General features: G+C 38.7%; 27 protein-coding genes. All 27 read right to left on the reverse strand.

Translation table 11 applies throughout. From position 1 onward, the window contains the following. Positions 1-58 precede the first annotated feature (58 nt). A complete protein-coding gene (locus BR65_RS09030; RefSeq protein WP_034537973.1) occupies positions 59-556 on the reverse strand; it encodes a GNAT family N-acetyltransferase in 498 nt (165 codons plus the stop codon). Further along, the gene (gene truA / locus BR65_RS09035; RefSeq protein ID WP_023179530.1) at positions 531-1,370 is read right to left on the reverse strand and encodes a tRNA pseudouridine(38-40) synthase TruA; all 840 of its coding nucleotides are present in this window, start codon (positions 1,368-1,370) and stop codon (positions 531-533) included. The genes BR65_RS09030 and truA overlap by 26 nt, the downstream gene beginning before the upstream one ends. Positions 1,371-1,462: 92 nt before the next feature. Then, complete coding sequence (locus BR65_RS09040) at positions 1,463-2,260, reverse strand: energy-coupling factor transporter transmembrane component T family protein (protein WP_034537974.1); 798 nt, start codon at positions 2,258-2,260, stop codon at positions 1,463-1,465. Then, on the reverse strand, positions 2,257-3,147 hold the full coding sequence (locus BR65_RS09045) for an energy-coupling factor ABC transporter ATP-binding protein (RefSeq protein ID WP_023179532.1): 891 nt from the start codon (positions 3,145-3,147) through the stop codon (positions 2,257-2,259). The genes BR65_RS09040 and BR65_RS09045 overlap by 4 nt, the downstream gene beginning before the upstream one ends. Next, a complete protein-coding gene (locus BR65_RS09050; protein ID WP_034538745.1) occupies positions 3,123-3,962 on the reverse strand; it encodes an energy-coupling factor ABC transporter ATP-binding protein in 840 nt (279 codons plus the stop codon). The genes BR65_RS09045 and BR65_RS09050 overlap by 25 nt, the downstream gene beginning before the upstream one ends. Positions 3,963-4,686: 724 nt before the next feature. Continuing rightward, positions 4,687-5,067, reverse strand: a complete 381-nt coding sequence (gene rplQ, locus BR65_RS09055; RefSeq protein ID WP_007722182.1) for a 50S ribosomal protein L17 — start codon at positions 5,065-5,067, stop codon at positions 4,687-4,689. 26 nt (positions 5,068-5,093) lie between these two features. Beyond that, positions 5,094-6,038 (reverse strand): DNA-directed RNA polymerase subunit alpha, encoded by a 945-nt coding sequence (locus tag BR65_RS09060; RefSeq protein ID WP_023179534.1) that lies wholly within the window; start codon positions 6,036-6,038, stop codon positions 5,094-5,096. Between the two features lie 72 nt (positions 6,039-6,110). Further along, complete coding sequence (gene rpsK / locus BR65_RS09065) at positions 6,111-6,497, reverse strand: 30S ribosomal protein S11 (protein WP_023179536.1); 387 nt, start codon at positions 6,495-6,497, stop codon at positions 6,111-6,113. A 23-nt stretch (positions 6,498-6,520) separates the two neighbouring features. Beyond that, a complete protein-coding gene (rpsM, locus tag BR65_RS09070; protein ID WP_023179538.1) occupies positions 6,521-6,886 on the reverse strand; it encodes a 30S ribosomal protein S13 in 366 nt (121 codons plus the stop codon). A gap of 31 nt (positions 6,887-6,917) precedes the next feature. Further along, complete coding sequence (rpmJ, locus tag BR65_RS09075) at positions 6,918-7,031, reverse strand: 50S ribosomal protein L36 (RefSeq protein ID WP_007722194.1); 114 nt, start codon at positions 7,029-7,031, stop codon at positions 6,918-6,920. A gap of 34 nt (positions 7,032-7,065) precedes the next feature. Further along, positions 7,066-7,284, reverse strand: a complete 219-nt coding sequence (infA, locus tag BR65_RS09080; protein ID WP_013712012.1) for a translation initiation factor IF-1 — start codon at positions 7,282-7,284, stop codon at positions 7,066-7,068. Between the two features lie 260 nt (positions 7,285-7,544). Further along, positions 7,545-8,198: an adenylate kinase gene (locus BR65_RS09085; RefSeq protein ID WP_023179540.1), complete on the reverse strand. Its 654-nt coding sequence runs from the start codon at positions 8,196-8,198 to the stop codon at positions 7,545-7,547. 59 nt (positions 8,199-8,257) lie between these two features. Continuing rightward, positions 8,258-9,553, reverse strand: coding sequence for a preprotein translocase subunit SecY (gene secY, locus BR65_RS09090; RefSeq protein ID WP_023179541.1), 1,296 nt, complete (start codon positions 9,551-9,553; stop codon positions 8,258-8,260). Further along, positions 9,553-9,993: a 50S ribosomal protein L15 gene (gene rplO, locus BR65_RS09095; RefSeq protein ID WP_023179543.1), complete on the reverse strand. Its 441-nt coding sequence runs from the start codon at positions 9,991-9,993 to the stop codon at positions 9,553-9,555. Before rplO ends, secY begins: the two co-directional genes overlap by 1 nt. A gap of 44 nt (positions 9,994-10,037) precedes the next feature. Then, entirely contained in the window at positions 10,038-10,217 is a 180-nt protein-coding gene (gene rpmD, locus BR65_RS09100; RefSeq protein ID WP_023179545.1) for a 50S ribosomal protein L30, read from the reverse strand. A 15-nt stretch (positions 10,218-10,232) separates the two neighbouring features. Then, on the reverse strand, positions 10,233-10,733 hold the full coding sequence (rpsE, locus tag BR65_RS09105) for a 30S ribosomal protein S5 (protein WP_023179546.1): 501 nt from the start codon (positions 10,731-10,733) through the stop codon (positions 10,233-10,235). 20 nt (positions 10,734-10,753) lie between these two features. Beyond that, positions 10,754-11,110, reverse strand: a complete 357-nt coding sequence (gene rplR / locus BR65_RS09110; protein WP_023179548.1) for a 50S ribosomal protein L18 — start codon at positions 11,108-11,110, stop codon at positions 10,754-10,756. A 48-nt stretch (positions 11,111-11,158) separates the two neighbouring features. Continuing rightward, a complete protein-coding gene (rplF, locus tag BR65_RS09115; RefSeq protein ID WP_023179549.1) occupies positions 11,159-11,695 on the reverse strand; it encodes a 50S ribosomal protein L6 in 537 nt (178 codons plus the stop codon). Positions 11,696-11,726: 31 nt separating this feature from the next. Beyond that, positions 11,727-12,125, reverse strand: coding sequence for a 30S ribosomal protein S8 (gene rpsH / locus BR65_RS09120; protein WP_023179551.1), 399 nt, complete (start codon positions 12,123-12,125; stop codon positions 11,727-11,729). 31 nt (positions 12,126-12,156) lie between these two features. Next, entirely contained in the window at positions 12,157-12,342 is a 186-nt protein-coding gene (locus BR65_RS09125) for a type Z 30S ribosomal protein S14 (protein ID WP_013712021.1), read from the reverse strand. A gap of 18 nt (positions 12,343-12,360) precedes the next feature. Beyond that, a complete protein-coding gene (rplE, locus tag BR65_RS09130; protein WP_023179552.1) occupies positions 12,361-12,900 on the reverse strand; it encodes a 50S ribosomal protein L5 in 540 nt (179 codons plus the stop codon). 26 nt (positions 12,901-12,926) lie between these two features. Continuing rightward, complete coding sequence (gene rplX / locus BR65_RS09135) at positions 12,927-13,238, reverse strand: 50S ribosomal protein L24 (RefSeq protein WP_007725693.1); 312 nt, start codon at positions 13,236-13,238, stop codon at positions 12,927-12,929. Between the two features lie 35 nt (positions 13,239-13,273). Further along, positions 13,274-13,642 carry a 50S ribosomal protein L14 gene (rplN, locus tag BR65_RS09140; protein WP_023179554.1) on the reverse strand — a complete coding sequence of 123 codons (369 nt, stop codon included), beginning with the start codon at positions 13,640-13,642 and terminating at the stop codon, positions 13,274-13,276. 49 nt (positions 13,643-13,691) lie between these two features. Further along, positions 13,692-13,958 (reverse strand): 30S ribosomal protein S17, encoded by a 267-nt coding sequence (rpsQ, locus tag BR65_RS09145; protein ID WP_034537976.1) that lies wholly within the window; start codon positions 13,956-13,958, stop codon positions 13,692-13,694. Positions 13,959-13,985: 27 nt separating this feature from the next. After that, the gene (gene rpmC / locus BR65_RS09150) at positions 13,986-14,180 is read right to left on the reverse strand and encodes a 50S ribosomal protein L29 (RefSeq protein ID WP_013712026.1); all 195 of its coding nucleotides are present in this window, start codon (positions 14,178-14,180) and stop codon (positions 13,986-13,988) included. After that, positions 14,170-14,604: a 50S ribosomal protein L16 gene (gene rplP, locus BR65_RS09155; protein WP_007725689.1), complete on the reverse strand. Its 435-nt coding sequence runs from the start codon at positions 14,602-14,604 to the stop codon at positions 14,170-14,172. Before rplP ends, rpmC begins: the two co-directional genes overlap by 11 nt. 2 nt (positions 14,605-14,606) lie before the next feature. Then, positions 14,607-15,263 (reverse strand): 30S ribosomal protein S3, encoded by a 657-nt coding sequence (gene rpsC / locus BR65_RS09160; protein WP_034537977.1) that lies wholly within the window; start codon positions 15,261-15,263, stop codon positions 14,607-14,609.

Raw genomic sequence — 15,263 nt, forward strand, 5'->3', positions numbered from 1 at the left:
TTCTACCTTTAATTTTGACTTTTGTCAAATTTTTTCTAAGAAAGAATTCTTTTTTATTTTACTTATTTTCCTGAATAAAATAAGCCATAAATAAATCATCGACAAAGTGACCGTCGATCCAAAATTCATCCTTTAAGTGACCTTCTATTTCAAATCCACTCTTTTGATAGAGCTTAAGGGCATTCGGATTAGTAGCTAATACGCGCAAGCTGAGTTTATGAATACCTCTTTCAGCTGCTAAAGGCTTGATAGCTGCTAGTAAAGCTGTTCCAACGCCTTTGCCTTGGGCAGATGGGTGAACACCTACATCAATGCTCCAGATCTTCTGGTGAGCCGGTAGCTGAGAAGGCTTTTGAAAGCCTAAGAGCCCTGCTATTTCTTGCGTTTCTTTGTCTTCGGCTACTAAGTGTGATCCCACAGCAAAATGCTTTTGATAGTCTTCCACTGTTTCATAAGTCGTTACACTAGGCGTATTGCCTGAATGCCAGATTTGATTTTCAATCGCCATTAGTTCGGGGTAATCACTTAATTTACTTAATCGAATGATCCAACTCATCTTGCACCTGCTCTCCTAGTACGCTGTCTTCTTGATAATCTGTGCCTTTTTTAGCTTTCGAAGAGTCGTAATAGACTTCCATCAAATACAATCCTTGTGGTTTAGCCGTAGGACCAGCCTGATTGCGATCTTTAACTTCCAGCAGTCGTTGGATTTCATCTGCCGGTCGTAAGCCATTAGCAATTTGCAGCAAAGTACCTACAAATATACGAACCATATTATACAAAAAGCCGTTTCCTCTAAAAGTAAAAACCAATTCATTATTAAATGTGTCTTCATAGACACTGGCTTCATATACTGTGCGCACTTTGTCTTCTCTGCCACTGTTGCTGGCACAGAAACTGGAAAAGTCGTGTTCACCTTCTAAGTCTTTCAACGCATCTTTTAATTTTTTCATATCAATTGGGTAAGGATGGTGCAACGTATACAACCGTTTGAATGGATCCGGAATCGCGTTTAAATCGACTCGGTATTGGTACTTCTTTCCACTAGTATTGTACCGGGCATGAAAATCAGCATCGACAAGCGAGACTTCCTGAACAAAAATCTCATCAGTGGTCAAGCTGTTCAATGCTCGCTGCATATTTTTGACTGGGATTTCGATTGGGTAGTCAAAGTGAATGACCTGTCCTTTTGCATGGACGCCAGAATCTGTTCGTCCAGATCCATGGATGATCACTTCTTTTCCTTTAGTCATAATTTTTAACGCTCGTTGGATTTCGCCTTGTACGGTACGATCATGAGGCTGAATCTGAAATCCAGCAAAATGCGTACCGTCGTATTGAACAATCAATTTATAGCGTAGTGGTTCCATTTGTTCGACTCCTTTAAAAATAACCTGTTCTCATTTCGTTAAAAGCAAAAGAACCTTTCACAACCAAGCAGAAAGGTTCTTTTCCTGGTGCATCAATTTCTAAATACAACTAATCCGACTGTCAATAGAGCATACACCAGCATAGCTACTGTATCCCGTGATACCCAATCCAGTTTGCGGTATTTTGTTCTTCCTTCGCCGCCTTTGTACCCTCTGGCTTCCATAGCCGTAGCCAATTCCTCAGCGCGGTTAAATGAGCTGACAAATAAGGGGATCAAGATCGGTACGATGGCTTTCATCTGTTGGAAGATATTTCCTTCGCCAAAGTCAACTCCACGAGCTCGTTGAGCATTCATGATTTTTTCCGTTTCATCCATCAACGTTGGCACAAAACGCAACGCGATCGACAGCATCAAGGCAATTTCATAAACAGGGACTTTAATGACTTTCAACGGACGCAATAAATACTCGATGGCATCAGTCAGCGATAAAGGCATCGTTGTCAAAGTCAGTAAGGTCGACATAAAAATGATCAACACAAATCGACAAAAAATGAAGACTCCGTTAATCAAACCTTCTTGTGAGACGATAATCGGGCCCCAATCAAAGTAGATCGTACTGCCTCCCGTAAAGAGGACTTGCAAGACAACTGTAAACAGAATCAGCCAAATCAACGGTTTAACTCCATTAATGAAAAAGCTGAGTTTAATATTGGACAAGTGAATAGCACCTAAAGCAAAGACCAATAAGAGCAGATACGTTTGCCAATTGTTCGCTAAGAAAATAATTCCGATAAAAATAATGGTTCCTAACAGTTTCGCACGCGGATCTAATTTGTGAATCCACGAGGTTCCAGGAATGTAACGACCAAAAATCAATTTATCCATCATTGGGCATCACCTTCTTCTGTTGCAACTAACTGCAGTTTCAATGCTTTCGCAATCTCATCAGCTAAGTCCCCTGTTGTTAGTGGCAGTTCATTTAAGAAAAGGCCTGTTTTTTGGCTCAAGAGGCTTCCAAATGAAACAGCAGAAGGAACACCTAACTGCTTCGATTCAAGCCACTCAGCGTCTTTAAATACTGCTTGAGGCGCGCCTTCTTTGATGACAGTTCCTTTTTCAAGTACCACCATATGATCGGCATAATTCGCTACATCGTCCATTTGGTGAGTTACCAAGATGATCGTGATCCCTTGTGTGCGGTACAAGCGGTAAAACATGTCCATCATTTCTTTTCTCCCTTGAGGATCCAGACCTGCAGTTGGTTCATCTAAGACCAATACTTCAGGTTCCATCGCTAGAACGCCAGCAATAGCCACACGTCGCATTTGACCACCAGATAGGTCAAACGGTGAGCGTTCTAAATACGACTCGTCTAAGCCCACGATTGGAAGCATACGCTTAGCTAGTTCAAGTCCTTCTTCTTCAGTAGCTCCGAAATTTTTAGGTCCAAAAGCAATATCTTTTGCGACTGTTTCTTCAAATAACTGGGATTCAGGAAATTGAAAGACGATTCCTACTTTTTTACGAATACTTTTCAAGTTTTTATTATCTGTTTGTGCGGTAATGATCCGGTCTCCAATGGTTACTGTACCTTCACTAGGTTTCATTAATGCATTTAAATGTTGCAGCACAGTCGATTTCCCGCTGCCTGTGTGACCTACTAAAGCAGTAAAGCTACCTTCTTTAATATGTAAGTCAATGTCATAGAGTGCCCGGTTTTGGAAAGGTGTGCCTTTTTGATAGGTATAGCCTACTTTTTCGAAAGTAATGTCCATAACCAGTCCACCATCCCTTCTTCAGTCAAGTACTCAGCTGGAACATCAATGCCGCGATCGCGTAAGTCGCTTTTCAGCTTTTCAGCAAAAGGCAGATCAAGTCCCATTTCAATTAATTGGTCTCCATACGAGAATATCTCTTCCGGTGATCCTTCTTGTACCAGTTCGCCATTTTTCATCACTAGGATGCGATTAGCATTTGCTGCTTCATCAATATCATGCGTAATCGAAATAACCGTTAGATTCGCTTTTTCTTTGATTTCTTTAACGGTCGCCAGCACTTCTTGTCGACCTTGCGGATCCAGCATACTGGTCGCTTCATCTAGAATAATGATCTGCGGACGTAAAGCTACAACTCCTGCAATAGCTACCCTTTGTTTTTGACCTCCAGATAACCGAGCCGGTTCTTTTTCCATAAAGTCTTCCATTTTAACGCGCGTGATTGCACTCTTAACACGTTCGATCATATCATCTCTAGGAATCCCTTGATTTTCTAGACCAAAAGCCACATCATCTTGAACGGTTGATCCTACAAATTGATTGTCTGGATTTTGAAACACCATTCCAACCATTTCACGGATGTCCCAAATATTTTCCTCACTTAATACAAGACCACCAACTGTCACTTCTCCTTGGCTGGGAGCTATCAATCCATTAATGGTTTTAGCTAGAGTTGATTTACCTGAACCGTTATGGCCAATAATTGCGATCCATTCACCCTCTTCAATTGAGAGAGAAACATTATTTAATGCCTGTCTTTCATCAGTTTCATGATATTGATAAGAAATTTCTTTTAATGTTATGATTTTATCCATTGAACATTCCTCACGTTCTATATCCTGAAAAAGAGTGGTTTCTTTTCCAGCTTTTTTTAAACCAAATTTAGTTAAGACTATCAAAAAAGAAGTTTCATTGCAATTCGATGATTTCCAACTTATTTTTATTCGTTCTTAATAAACTACTTCATAGTATAGCATTTCTTGACCTATTTTCGGAGGTGTCTTGACATATTTTAAAAGAACTTTACATTCTTTTTCATTTTAATAAACTTAAGTACATTAAAAACCTATTCGCATCGCTAATTTCTTGTTTCCATGAAAGAGTGAAACACTTTTGTTGTTCTACTTTTACGTCAACATCCATTTTATTGCTCAATTTTGTGAAATAGACATTACTTTAGTATTTAATACTTCATTCTATGCTAATCTTTCAGATGTTTTCAACGTTTTACAAGTAATAACCTCTAGTTTTTACAATCCAACCAATTTTTTATATTAAAAAAGGAAACAAATATATGGACACCCCCACCTACTTGTTTCCTTTCTTAAGACAAAAAAAATCACTTTCTTTTGATGAATTTACCTCTCCTGAATGAGCAATCTCAAGTCAGGAGAAGTTTCGAGCTAGACTTGGAAACCAATTTTCATTGATCCCATCATCATAACACTCTTTGCATACATCTAAAAAGTGAAACAAATTTAATTTTGAACCTGTTCTAGAATAAACGCGGCAACTCGTCATTCTAGTAGTGAATGAAAATTAAACTAATTCAATAATAACCATTGGTGCAGCATCGCCGCGACGTGGTTGAGTTTTCATGATACGTGTGTATCCACCTTGACGCTCAGCGTAACGTGGAGCAACATCACTAAACAATTTTTGTAAAACTGATTGAACAACGATATCTTCGCCTTCTTCTTTAACAGAAGCGACTTCATTACGTACGAATTCAGCAGCTTGACGGCGTGCGTGTAAATCGCCTTTTTTGCCTAAAGTAATCATTTTTTCAGTCGTTTTACGGACTTCTTTAGCGCGAGCTTCAGTCGTTACGATGCGTTCGTTGATGATCAAATCAGAAGTTAAGTCGCGTAGCATTGCTTTACGTTGTGAACTTGTACGTCCTAATTTACGGTAACCCATTGTACATTTCCTCCCTTGTTACAGTACTAGTCATCTTGGCGTAAGTTTAAGTCTAATTCAGCTAACTTAAATTTCACTTCTTCAAGTGATTTACGTCCTAGATTACGTACTTTAATCATTTCAGCTTCAGTTTTATCTGTTAACTCTTGAACAGAATTGATTCCAGCACGTTTCAAACAGTTGTATGAACGGACAGACAAATCAAGCTCTTCAATTGTCATTTCGAGCATTTTCTCTTTATGAGTTTCTTCTTTTTCTACCATGATTTCAGCTTTACGAGCTTCATCAGTTAGATTTACAAAGACGTTTAAATGTTCTGTAAGAATTTTAGCTGCTAAACTCACAGCCTCTTCTGGACTAATCGAACCATCTGCCCAAACATCAAGTGTTAATTTGTCAGAAATATTTTTTTGACCCACTCGAGTATTTTCAACTTGATAGTTCACACGACTAACCGGGGTGTAAATTGAATCGACTGGCAATACACCAATTGGCATATCGTCTTGTTTATTATGTTCAGCACGTACATATCCGCGTCCTGATTTTGCTGTCATGCGTACGTGGAAGCGTGCGCCTTCTGCAACTGTACAAATGTACAAGTCAGGATTTAAGATTTCAACATCGCTATCATAAATGATATCAGCTGCTGTTACGACTGCTGGACCTTTTACGTCAATTTCAATCGTTTTGTCTTCACCAGAATATAACTTGAGAGCAAGTTTTTTAATATTTAAAATGATTGATGTTACATCCTCAACAACACCATCGACAGTTGAAAATTCATGTAATACACCATCAATTTGAATAGTAGTTACTGCTGCTCCTGGAAGAGAAGACAACAAAATACGACGTAGTGAATTACCTAACGTTGTACCATAACCGCGTTCAAGTGGTTCTACAACGAATTTACCAAACTTGGCATCATCGCTGATCTCAATCGTTTCAATTCTTGGTTTCTCAATTTCGATCATTCTATCTATACCCCTTTCAAAACGTTAAGTTCATGTTATTGAGTGCTACCTACATAGTGAAGCGGCTCTCAATTAAACACGACGGCGTTTTGGAGGGCGGCATCCATTATGAGGAATTGGAGTTACGTCACGAATTGCTGTAACTTCTAATCCAGTAGCTTGTAAAGAACGAATTGCTGCTTCACGACCAGAACCTGGACCTTTAACTGCAACTTCTACAGTTTTCATTCCGTTTTCCATACTTACTTTAGCGGCTGCTTCAGCTGCCATTTGAGCTGCAAATGGAGTAGATTTTTTTGATCCGCGGAATCCTAAAGATCCTGCTGAAGACCATGAAATCGCATTTCCATGTACATCTGTAATCATTACGATTGTGTTGTTAAAAGTAGAACGAATATGTGCAACTCCGCTTTCTACATTCTTTTTAACACGACGTTTACGTGTAACTTTTTTTGCCATGAGGTTACCTCCTTACTAATGTTTTATTTTTTTCTGCCGGCAATTGATTTAGCTGGGCCTTTACGAGTACGCGCGTTGTTTTTCGTGTTTTGTCCACGAACTGGTAAACCACGGCGATGACGTATGCCTCGGTATGATCCGATTTCAATCAATCGTTTGATGTCTTGGCTTACTTCACGACGAAGGTCACCTTCAACTTTTAATTTATCAATTGTAGAACGAATAGCGTCTAATTGATCATTTGACAAGTCACGTACACGAATTTCTTCAGATACGCCAGCTTCGTTTAAGACTTTTTGAGCTGTGTTTTTACCGATTCCATATATATAAGTTAGAGAAATTACTACGCGTTTGTCACGCGGAATATCTACACCTGCAATACGAGCCATTAACAATTACACCTCCTGTTTTTTTAAATGATTATCCTTGGCGTTGTTTGTGTTTAGGGTTTTCGCAAATCACCATAACACGTCCTTTACGACGGATAACTTTGCATTTGTCACAAATTTTCTTTACTGATGGTCTTACTTTCATGAACTATACCTCCTATTTTATTGACGGAGTACAATTATTTAAAGCGATAAGTTATGCGACCACGTGATAAATCATACGGTGACAACTCAACTGTTACTTTGTCTCCTGGTAGGATTCTAATGTAGTGCATTCGGATTTTACCTGAAACGTGAGCCAATACAACATGGCCATTTTCAAGTTCGACTTTAAACATTGCATTCGGCAAAGTTTCAACGACTGTTCCTTCAATTTCAATGACATCGTCTTTCGCCACGCCTAGTACCTCCTTAAAATTGTTTCGCATTTGCACGCGATAAACAGTGAGCGCACTTAGCCCTCACCTTCTATTTTTTTAATCTTCTTATAATAACACAATAGTTCAGCATTGAAAAGACAACACCTCGAATATTGTACCACAAATTAAATATAGTGACAAGTAGCCTTGCTCGAATACTGTTTAATCAATTTCAACAGTGATCTTGCTGGCAGTGACTTATATCAAGAATATAATGAAGTCATTGTTGCTCTGTTCATTTACTTAGTGTTTACAAGTATGTTTTGGACATTTTTGAAAACGTCTTTAACATCATCTTCACCATTTACGGTGTGTAACACATTACGTTCTTTATAAAAGTCTAATAGAGGTTCGGTTAACTCTAGGTTAACACTAATACGATTTTCAACAGTTTCTGGTTTATCGTCTTCTCTTTGATAGAATTCATGTCCGCCACATCGATCACAAGTACCTTCAACCACTGGTGGTTTATTGATTTTATGATACGTTGCACCACATGAACGACAGATAATCCGTCCAGTTAAACGTTGCATTAAGATATCTTTGTTAACACTGATGTAAACAACAGCATCTAATTTTTTGTTTAGGTCTTTTAAGATTTCTTCCAAAGCATGCGCTTGGTTAAGCGTTCTAGGAAAACCATCTAATAAGAACCCATCTTCAGTATCTGCTTCAGCTAAACGTTCTTTTACAATCCCGTTGGTTACTTCGTCAGGTACTAAATCGCCTTTATCCATATAAGACTTAGCTTCTAATCCTAAGGCAGTTTCATTTTTGATAGCAGCTCGGAACATATCCCCTGTAGAAATATGCGGCACATGATATGTGTCAACAATTTGTTCAGCTTGCGTTCCTTTTCCTGCACCAGGAAGACCCATTAAAATGAGATTCAAAATATTTTCCTCCTTAAATGTAAGAATGAGTGCCGAGGATAATCCTCAACACTTTCTTCTTATTGTATAAAGCCTTGGTAACTTTTTTTAGACATTTGGCCTTCAAGTTGTCTCATAAGTTCTAGAGCTACACCAACTACGATAAGTAGGCTGGTTCCACCTAGAGAAACAGATTGAGGTAAGTTCCAAACGTTTGACGCAAGTATTGGAAGTATTGCGATAACTCCAAGATAAACAGCTCCGACTGTACTCAAACGCGTTAGCGTTGCTGAGATAAAGTCTTGTGTTGGTTTTCCTGGACGCACACTAGGAATATATCCGCCTTGTTTTTGTAAGTTTTCAGCAACTTTTTCCGGATTCACTTGGATGAATGCGTAGAAATACGTAAAGACTACAATTAAAACAGTATATAATACTGCTCCAATCGGTTCTTGCAAGTTAAAGATCTTATTTAAAATGATAAACCATTGTGCATCTGCATTCGTAGCACTAAAGAATCCTAAGACTGTTTGTGGTGTCATAATAAATGAACTTGCGAAGATAACTGGAATAACACCAGCTGAGTTTACTTTCAAAGGCAAGTGAGTGTCCTGGTTTGAGCCAGCTGAACGTTTTGAGTATTGAACAGGAATTTTTCTTTTTGCATTTTCGACGTAGACGACTGTTACAACAATTGCTACGAAAGCAATCGCAATTAGAAGTGCGAAGAGAAGAGCTTGCGCCATTTCATCTCCAGCATTTCGTATTTGTGAATTGTAAAAATCACTTAAATCAGAAGGTACACGAGCAATGATACCTGAGAAGATAATCATTGAAGTCCCGTTTCCAAATCCCTTAACTGTAATTTGTTCCCCTAGCCACATAACTAACATAGTTCCGGCAGTAAACATGACGGCAATCATAAGATAAGTAGTCGTTCCTGGATTGATAATCAATCCTTGGTTCGTGCCAGCATTAAACCCATAAGAGATACCAATTGCTTGAACAAATGCCAACCCAATTGTTAAGTATCTTGTAACTTGGTTTAATTTTCTGCGGCCTACTTCACCTTGTTTTGCCCATTCAGCAAACTTAGGAATAATGTCCATTTGCAACAGTTGAACAACAATTGAGGCAGTGATATAAGGAGAAACACCGAGTGCAAAAATAGAAAATCTGTCTAATGCTCCCCCACCGATAGTATTCAATAAACTAAACAAAGAACTATTTGAGGATAGTTCTTGTAAAGCTGCCGCATTAACACCAGGAACCGTTATATGAGTTCCTAGTCTAAACACGATTAAAATACCTAAAGTGAAGATAATTCTACTTCGAATGTCCTTTGCTTTAAAGGATTCTATAAGCAGTTTGATCATTAGATCACCTCAACTGAACCGCCAGCAGCTTCAATTGCTTCTTTAGCTGCTTGGGAGAATTTGCTTGCTTGAACAGTAAGTTTACGTTCAACTTGACCATTACCCAAAACTTTAATCCCTGATTTTTCAGATTTGATGACTTTTGTTTCCACCAACAATGCTGGTGTTACTACTGTACCATCTTCGAAACGGTTTAAAGTATCAAGATTTACAATAGCGAATTCTTTGCGGTTGATGTTTGTAAATCCACGTTTTGGTACACGACGGAATAATGGTGTTTGACCACCTTCAAATCCTAAACGTACGCCACCACCTGAACGTGAGTTTTGTCCTTTTTGGCCTCGACCTGATGTTTTACCGTTACCTGATGAAGTCCCACGTCCAACGCGGTTACGCACTTTACGAGATCCTTCTGCGGGTTGTAATTCATGAAGTTTCATATAGATTAGGCACCTCCTTCAATTAAAAGTCTACTTACTTGTTACTATACTTCTTTAACGTCCACTAAATGTGAGATTGTGTTAACCATACCAGTGATTGCTTCATTAGCAGGCTTCACTACAGTGCTGTTGATTTTTCTTAATCCAAGAGCTTTAACTGTATCTTTTTGGTTTTGAGGACGTCCGATAACGCTACGTTTTAAAGTAATTTCTAAATTAGCCATTTCTTAATGTCCTCCTTATCCTATAATTTCTTCTACAGTTTTACCGCGAAGTTTTGCAACATCTTCAACGCGTTTCAACTGTAATAAACCTTCAACAGTAGCACGAATCATATTGATTGGTGTACTTGAACCTAAAGATTTACTTGTTACGTCAGCAACTCCAGCTAATTCCAAGATGGCACGTACTGGACCACCAGCAGAAACCCCAGAACCGGCAACAGCAGGTTTGATTAAGATGTTACCGCCGCTGTAGCGACCAATAACTTCGTGAGGAATCGTAGTATCTACCATAGGTACTTCAATAAGATTCTTCTTAGCATCTTCAATTGCTTTGCGGATAGCTTCTGGTACTTCTTGAGCTTTACCAGTACCGAAACCTACGTGTCCGTTTTTATCTCCGACAACAACGATAGCAGCAAAACGTAGACGACGTCCACCTTTAACAACTTTAGTTACGCGATTGATTGAAACGACACGATCTTCTAATTCCAAATGTGTTGGATCGATGTAAACCATGTGTGGTATTCCTCCTTTTTTTAAAATTCTAGTCCATTTTCGCGAGCAGCTTCAGCTAAAGCTTGCACACGGCCATGGTAAAGGTATCCACCACGGTCAAAGACTACTTGTTTGATACCTTTTTCTACAGCACTTTTAGCGATAGCTGAACCAACAGCTGAAGCTTGTGCTACTTTTGTTTCTCCTGAAACTTCTTTGTCTAATGAAGATGCACTTGCTAGCGTTACACCCGCTACGTCATCAATTACTTGAGCGTAGATGTTTTTATTAGAACGGAACACGTTTAAGCGTGGGCACTCTGCAGTACCAGAAATTTTAGAACGTACACGACCATGTCTTTTCAGACGTAGTTTGTTTTTGTCTGGTTTTGTAATCACAATTGTCACCTCTTTAATTTTATGGTTGAAAATTAGGCAGCCAGGCTATTATTTACCTGTTTTACCTTCTTTACGACGTACAACTTCGTCAGAATAACGAATTCCTTTACCTTTATAAGGTTCAGGTGGACGTACGCTACGAATGTTAGCAGCTAAAGCGCCAACTTTCTCTTTGTTCATTCCTTTAACAACTACTTTAGTGTTTGCAGGAACTTCAACGTTAATTCCATCTTCTGGAACAAATTCTACAGGATGAGAGTATCCAACGTTCAATACAAGTTTTTCACCTTGTAATTGAGCACGGTACCCAACACCAACTAATTCTAATGTTTTTTCAAAACCAACAGTTACACCAACAATCATGTTGTTTAAATTAGCACGCATTGTGCCATGTAGTGCACGATTTGTTTTCAAGTCGTTTGGACGAGAAAAGTTAATTTCGTTGCCTTCTACATTCATTGTGATAACTGGGCTGAAAGAACGACTCAATTCACCTTTTGGCCCTTTAACAGTAACGATGTCCTCATTACGAGTAACCGTTACGCCTTCAGGGATAGTGATTGTTTTATTACCTATACGGCTCACAGCAATGCACCTCCTTGATTATTCTTACTTATTACCAAACGTAAGCGATTATTTCGCCACCGATATTTTTTGCTCTTGCTTCTTTATCTGTGATGACACCTTCAGAAGTTGATACGATCGCAATACCAAGTCCGTTAAGAACTTTAGGTACTTCGCCAGCTTTAGCGTAAACACGCAAACCTGGTTTAGAGATACGTTTCAATCCTGTGATAACACGTTCGTTGTTTTTTCCGTATTTTAAGAAAACGCGGATAACGCCTTGTTTGTCATCTTCCATGTATTCAACATCTTTAATGAAACCTTCACGTTTCAAAATGTTAGCAATGTCTTTTTTAATTTTTGATGCAGGTGCTTCTAATTGTTCGTGACGTGCTTGGTTAGCGTTACGTACACGAGTTAGAAAATCTGCAATTGGATCTGTCATGACCATTGAATTTAGCCTCCTTTATGCGAGTATCGTATTACCAGCTTGCTTTTTTCATGCCAGGAATTTGTCCTTTATAGGCAAGTTCACGGACGCAAATACGGCAAAGTTTAAATTTGCGGTAAACTGAGTGTGGACGTCCACAGCGTTCACAACGAGTGTATGCTTGAGTTGAGAATTTAGCAGGGCGTTTGTTTTTAGCAATTTGTGATTTTTTAGCCACGTAGTTCGCCTCCTATTCTTATTTTTGGAATGGCATTCCAAGTTGTGTCAAAAGTTCACGAGATTCTTCATCTGTGTTTGCAGTAGTTACAATAACAATATCCATTCCGCGGACTTTGTCTACTTTATCGTAGTCAACTTCTGGGAAGATTAATTGTTCTTTAACTCCTAAAGTGTAGTTTCCACGTCCGTCAAATGACTTGTTGCTTATACCATGGAAGTCACGTACACGAGGAAGTGAAACAGAAACCAATTTATCTAAGAAATCGTACATTCTGTCTCCACGTAATGTAACTTTAGTACCAATTGGCATACCTTCACGTAAACGGAAGCCAGCAATTGATTTTTTAGCTTTAGTAATTAATGGTTTTTGACCAGAAATCACTGTTAATTCGTCAACAGCTTTATCTAAATTTTTAGCATTTGATACAGCATCACCCACACCCATGTTGATAACGATTTTATCTACTTTAGGAGTTTGCATAATTGATTTGTAACCAAATTTTTCTACCATTGAGGGTGTTACTTCTTGGATATATTTTTCTTTAAGGCGGTTCATGAAGTTCATACCTCCTTCCTTATCTATTATTTATCTAAAACTTCACCGGTTTTTTTAGAAATACGTACTTTCTTACCATCTTCTACTTTAAAGCCAACACGAGTTGGTTCGCCAGTTGAAGCGTCTATTAGCATAACATTTGAAACGTGTATAGGGGCTTCCATTTCAATGATTCCACCTTGTGGATTCGCTGAGTTAGGTTTTTGATGTTTTTTCATAACATTAACGCCTTCTACGATTACACGATCTTTTTTAGGAAAAGCTTTTAATACAACAGCTTCAGTTCCTTTGTCTTTGCCAGTAATAACTTTTACTTTATCACCTGTTTTAATGTACATGTCTTTCACGCACCTCCTTTGTGGATGGTTGATTATTAAAGAACTTCTGGAGCAAGTGAAACGATCTTCATGAAGTTGTTGTCACGCAATTCGCGAGCAACTGGTCCAAAGATACGAGTTCCACGTGGACTCTTATCGTCACGGATAATTACACATGCATTTTCATCAAATTTAATGTATGAACCATCTGAACGGCGAGCTCCTGATTTAGTACGAACGATAACTGCACGAACGACTTCACCTTTTTTGACAACGCCACCTGGTGTTGCTTGTTTTACAGTACAAACAATTACATCACCAATGTTAGCAGTTTTACGGCCAGATCCGCCTAATACTTTAATAGTTAAGACTTCACGAGCTCCTGAGTTATCTGCAACTCTCAAACGACTTTCTGTTTGGATCACTGTGGTATCCTCCTTCCAGATTTGGAAACTAAGTTATTTGTTGTAAACCTTAAATAGTAACAGATTCTTCAACAACTTCTACTAAACGGAAATGTTTTGTAGATGATAATGGACGAGTTTCCATAATTTTTACGATATCGCCAATTTTGGCAACATTGTTTTCATCATGTGCTTTATATTTTTTAGAGTATTTAATACGTTTACCATAACGGCTGTGTTTCTTTTGTGTTTCGATTACGACAACAATCGTTTTATCCATTTTGTCTGAAACAACTCGGCCTTGGTAGACTTTACGTTGATTACGTTCTTCACTCATTGTTTGGTGACCTCCTTTGCCAATCAACTATTTTTGTAATTCAGCTTGACGTAACGCAGTTTTAATGCGTGCAATCGATTTGCGAACTTCACTTAAGCGAGCAGTATTTTCTAGTTGGCCAGTAGCTAACTGGAATCTTAGATTGAATAACTCTTCTTTAAATGCTTTTTCTTTTTCAACCATTTCAGCAGTGGTTAACTCTTTAAGTTCATTAGCTTTCATTCGATTCACCACCAATTTCTTTACGTTTTACAATCTTAGTTTTAACAGGTAGTTTATGAGAAGCTAAACGAAGTGCTTCACGAGCTACTTCTTCTGAAACTCCATCAACTTCAAACATGATTTTGCCACGTTTTACTGGTGCAACCCAACCTTCGGGTGCTCCTTTACCAGAACCCATACGAACTCCAATTGCTTTAGACGTATATGATTTATGAGGGAAGATTTTAATCCATACTTTCCCACCACGTTTCATGTAACGTGTCATTGCAATACGAGCTGCTTCAATTTGACGGTTTGTGATCCATTTTGATTCTACGGCTTGTAAACCCCATTCACCAAAAGTTACTTCTTTCCCACCTTTAGCTTCACCGCGCATTTTACCTCTAAATTCACGACGGAATTTTACACGTTTAGGTACTAACATGATTATTTCCCTCCTTTCTCAATGTTCTTTTTTGCAGGAAGAACTTCTCCACGATAGATCCAAACTTTTACGCCTAGTTTACCGTAAGTTGTAGCTGCTTCTTCCCATGCGTAGTCGATATCGGCACGCAATGTATGAAGAGGAACAGTTCCTTCTGAATGTGTTTCGCTACGAGCGATATCTGCACCATTTAAACGGCCAGAAACCATTGTTTTAATACCTTTAGCTCCAGCACGCATTGTGCGTTGGATAGCTTGTTTTTGAGCACGACGGAAAGCAACACGGCTTTCTAGTTGACGAGCAATTCCTTCGCCGACTAATTTAGCATCTAGATCAGGGCGTTTGATTTCCACGATGTTGATGTGAACTCTTTTGCCTGTTAATTCATTTAATTTTTTACGTAATGCGTCAACTTCAGACCCACCTTTACCAATAACCATTCCTGGTTTAGCAGTATGAACTGAAACGTTAACACGGTTAGCAGCGCGTTCAATTTCTACTTTAGAAACAGAAGCTTCACTTAATTTTTTAGCAATATATTCGCGGATAGCGATATCTTCGTGTAAATAGTTTGCGAAATCTTTTTCTGCATACCATTTAGAATCCCAATCGCGGATGATACCTACACGTAAGCCTGTTGGATTAATTTTTTGACCCAC

The organism is Carnobacterium inhibens subsp. inhibens DSM 13024, from assembly GCF_000746825.1.
GTDB lineage: Bacteria > Bacillota > Bacilli > Lactobacillales > Carnobacteriaceae > Carnobacterium_B > Carnobacterium_B inhibens.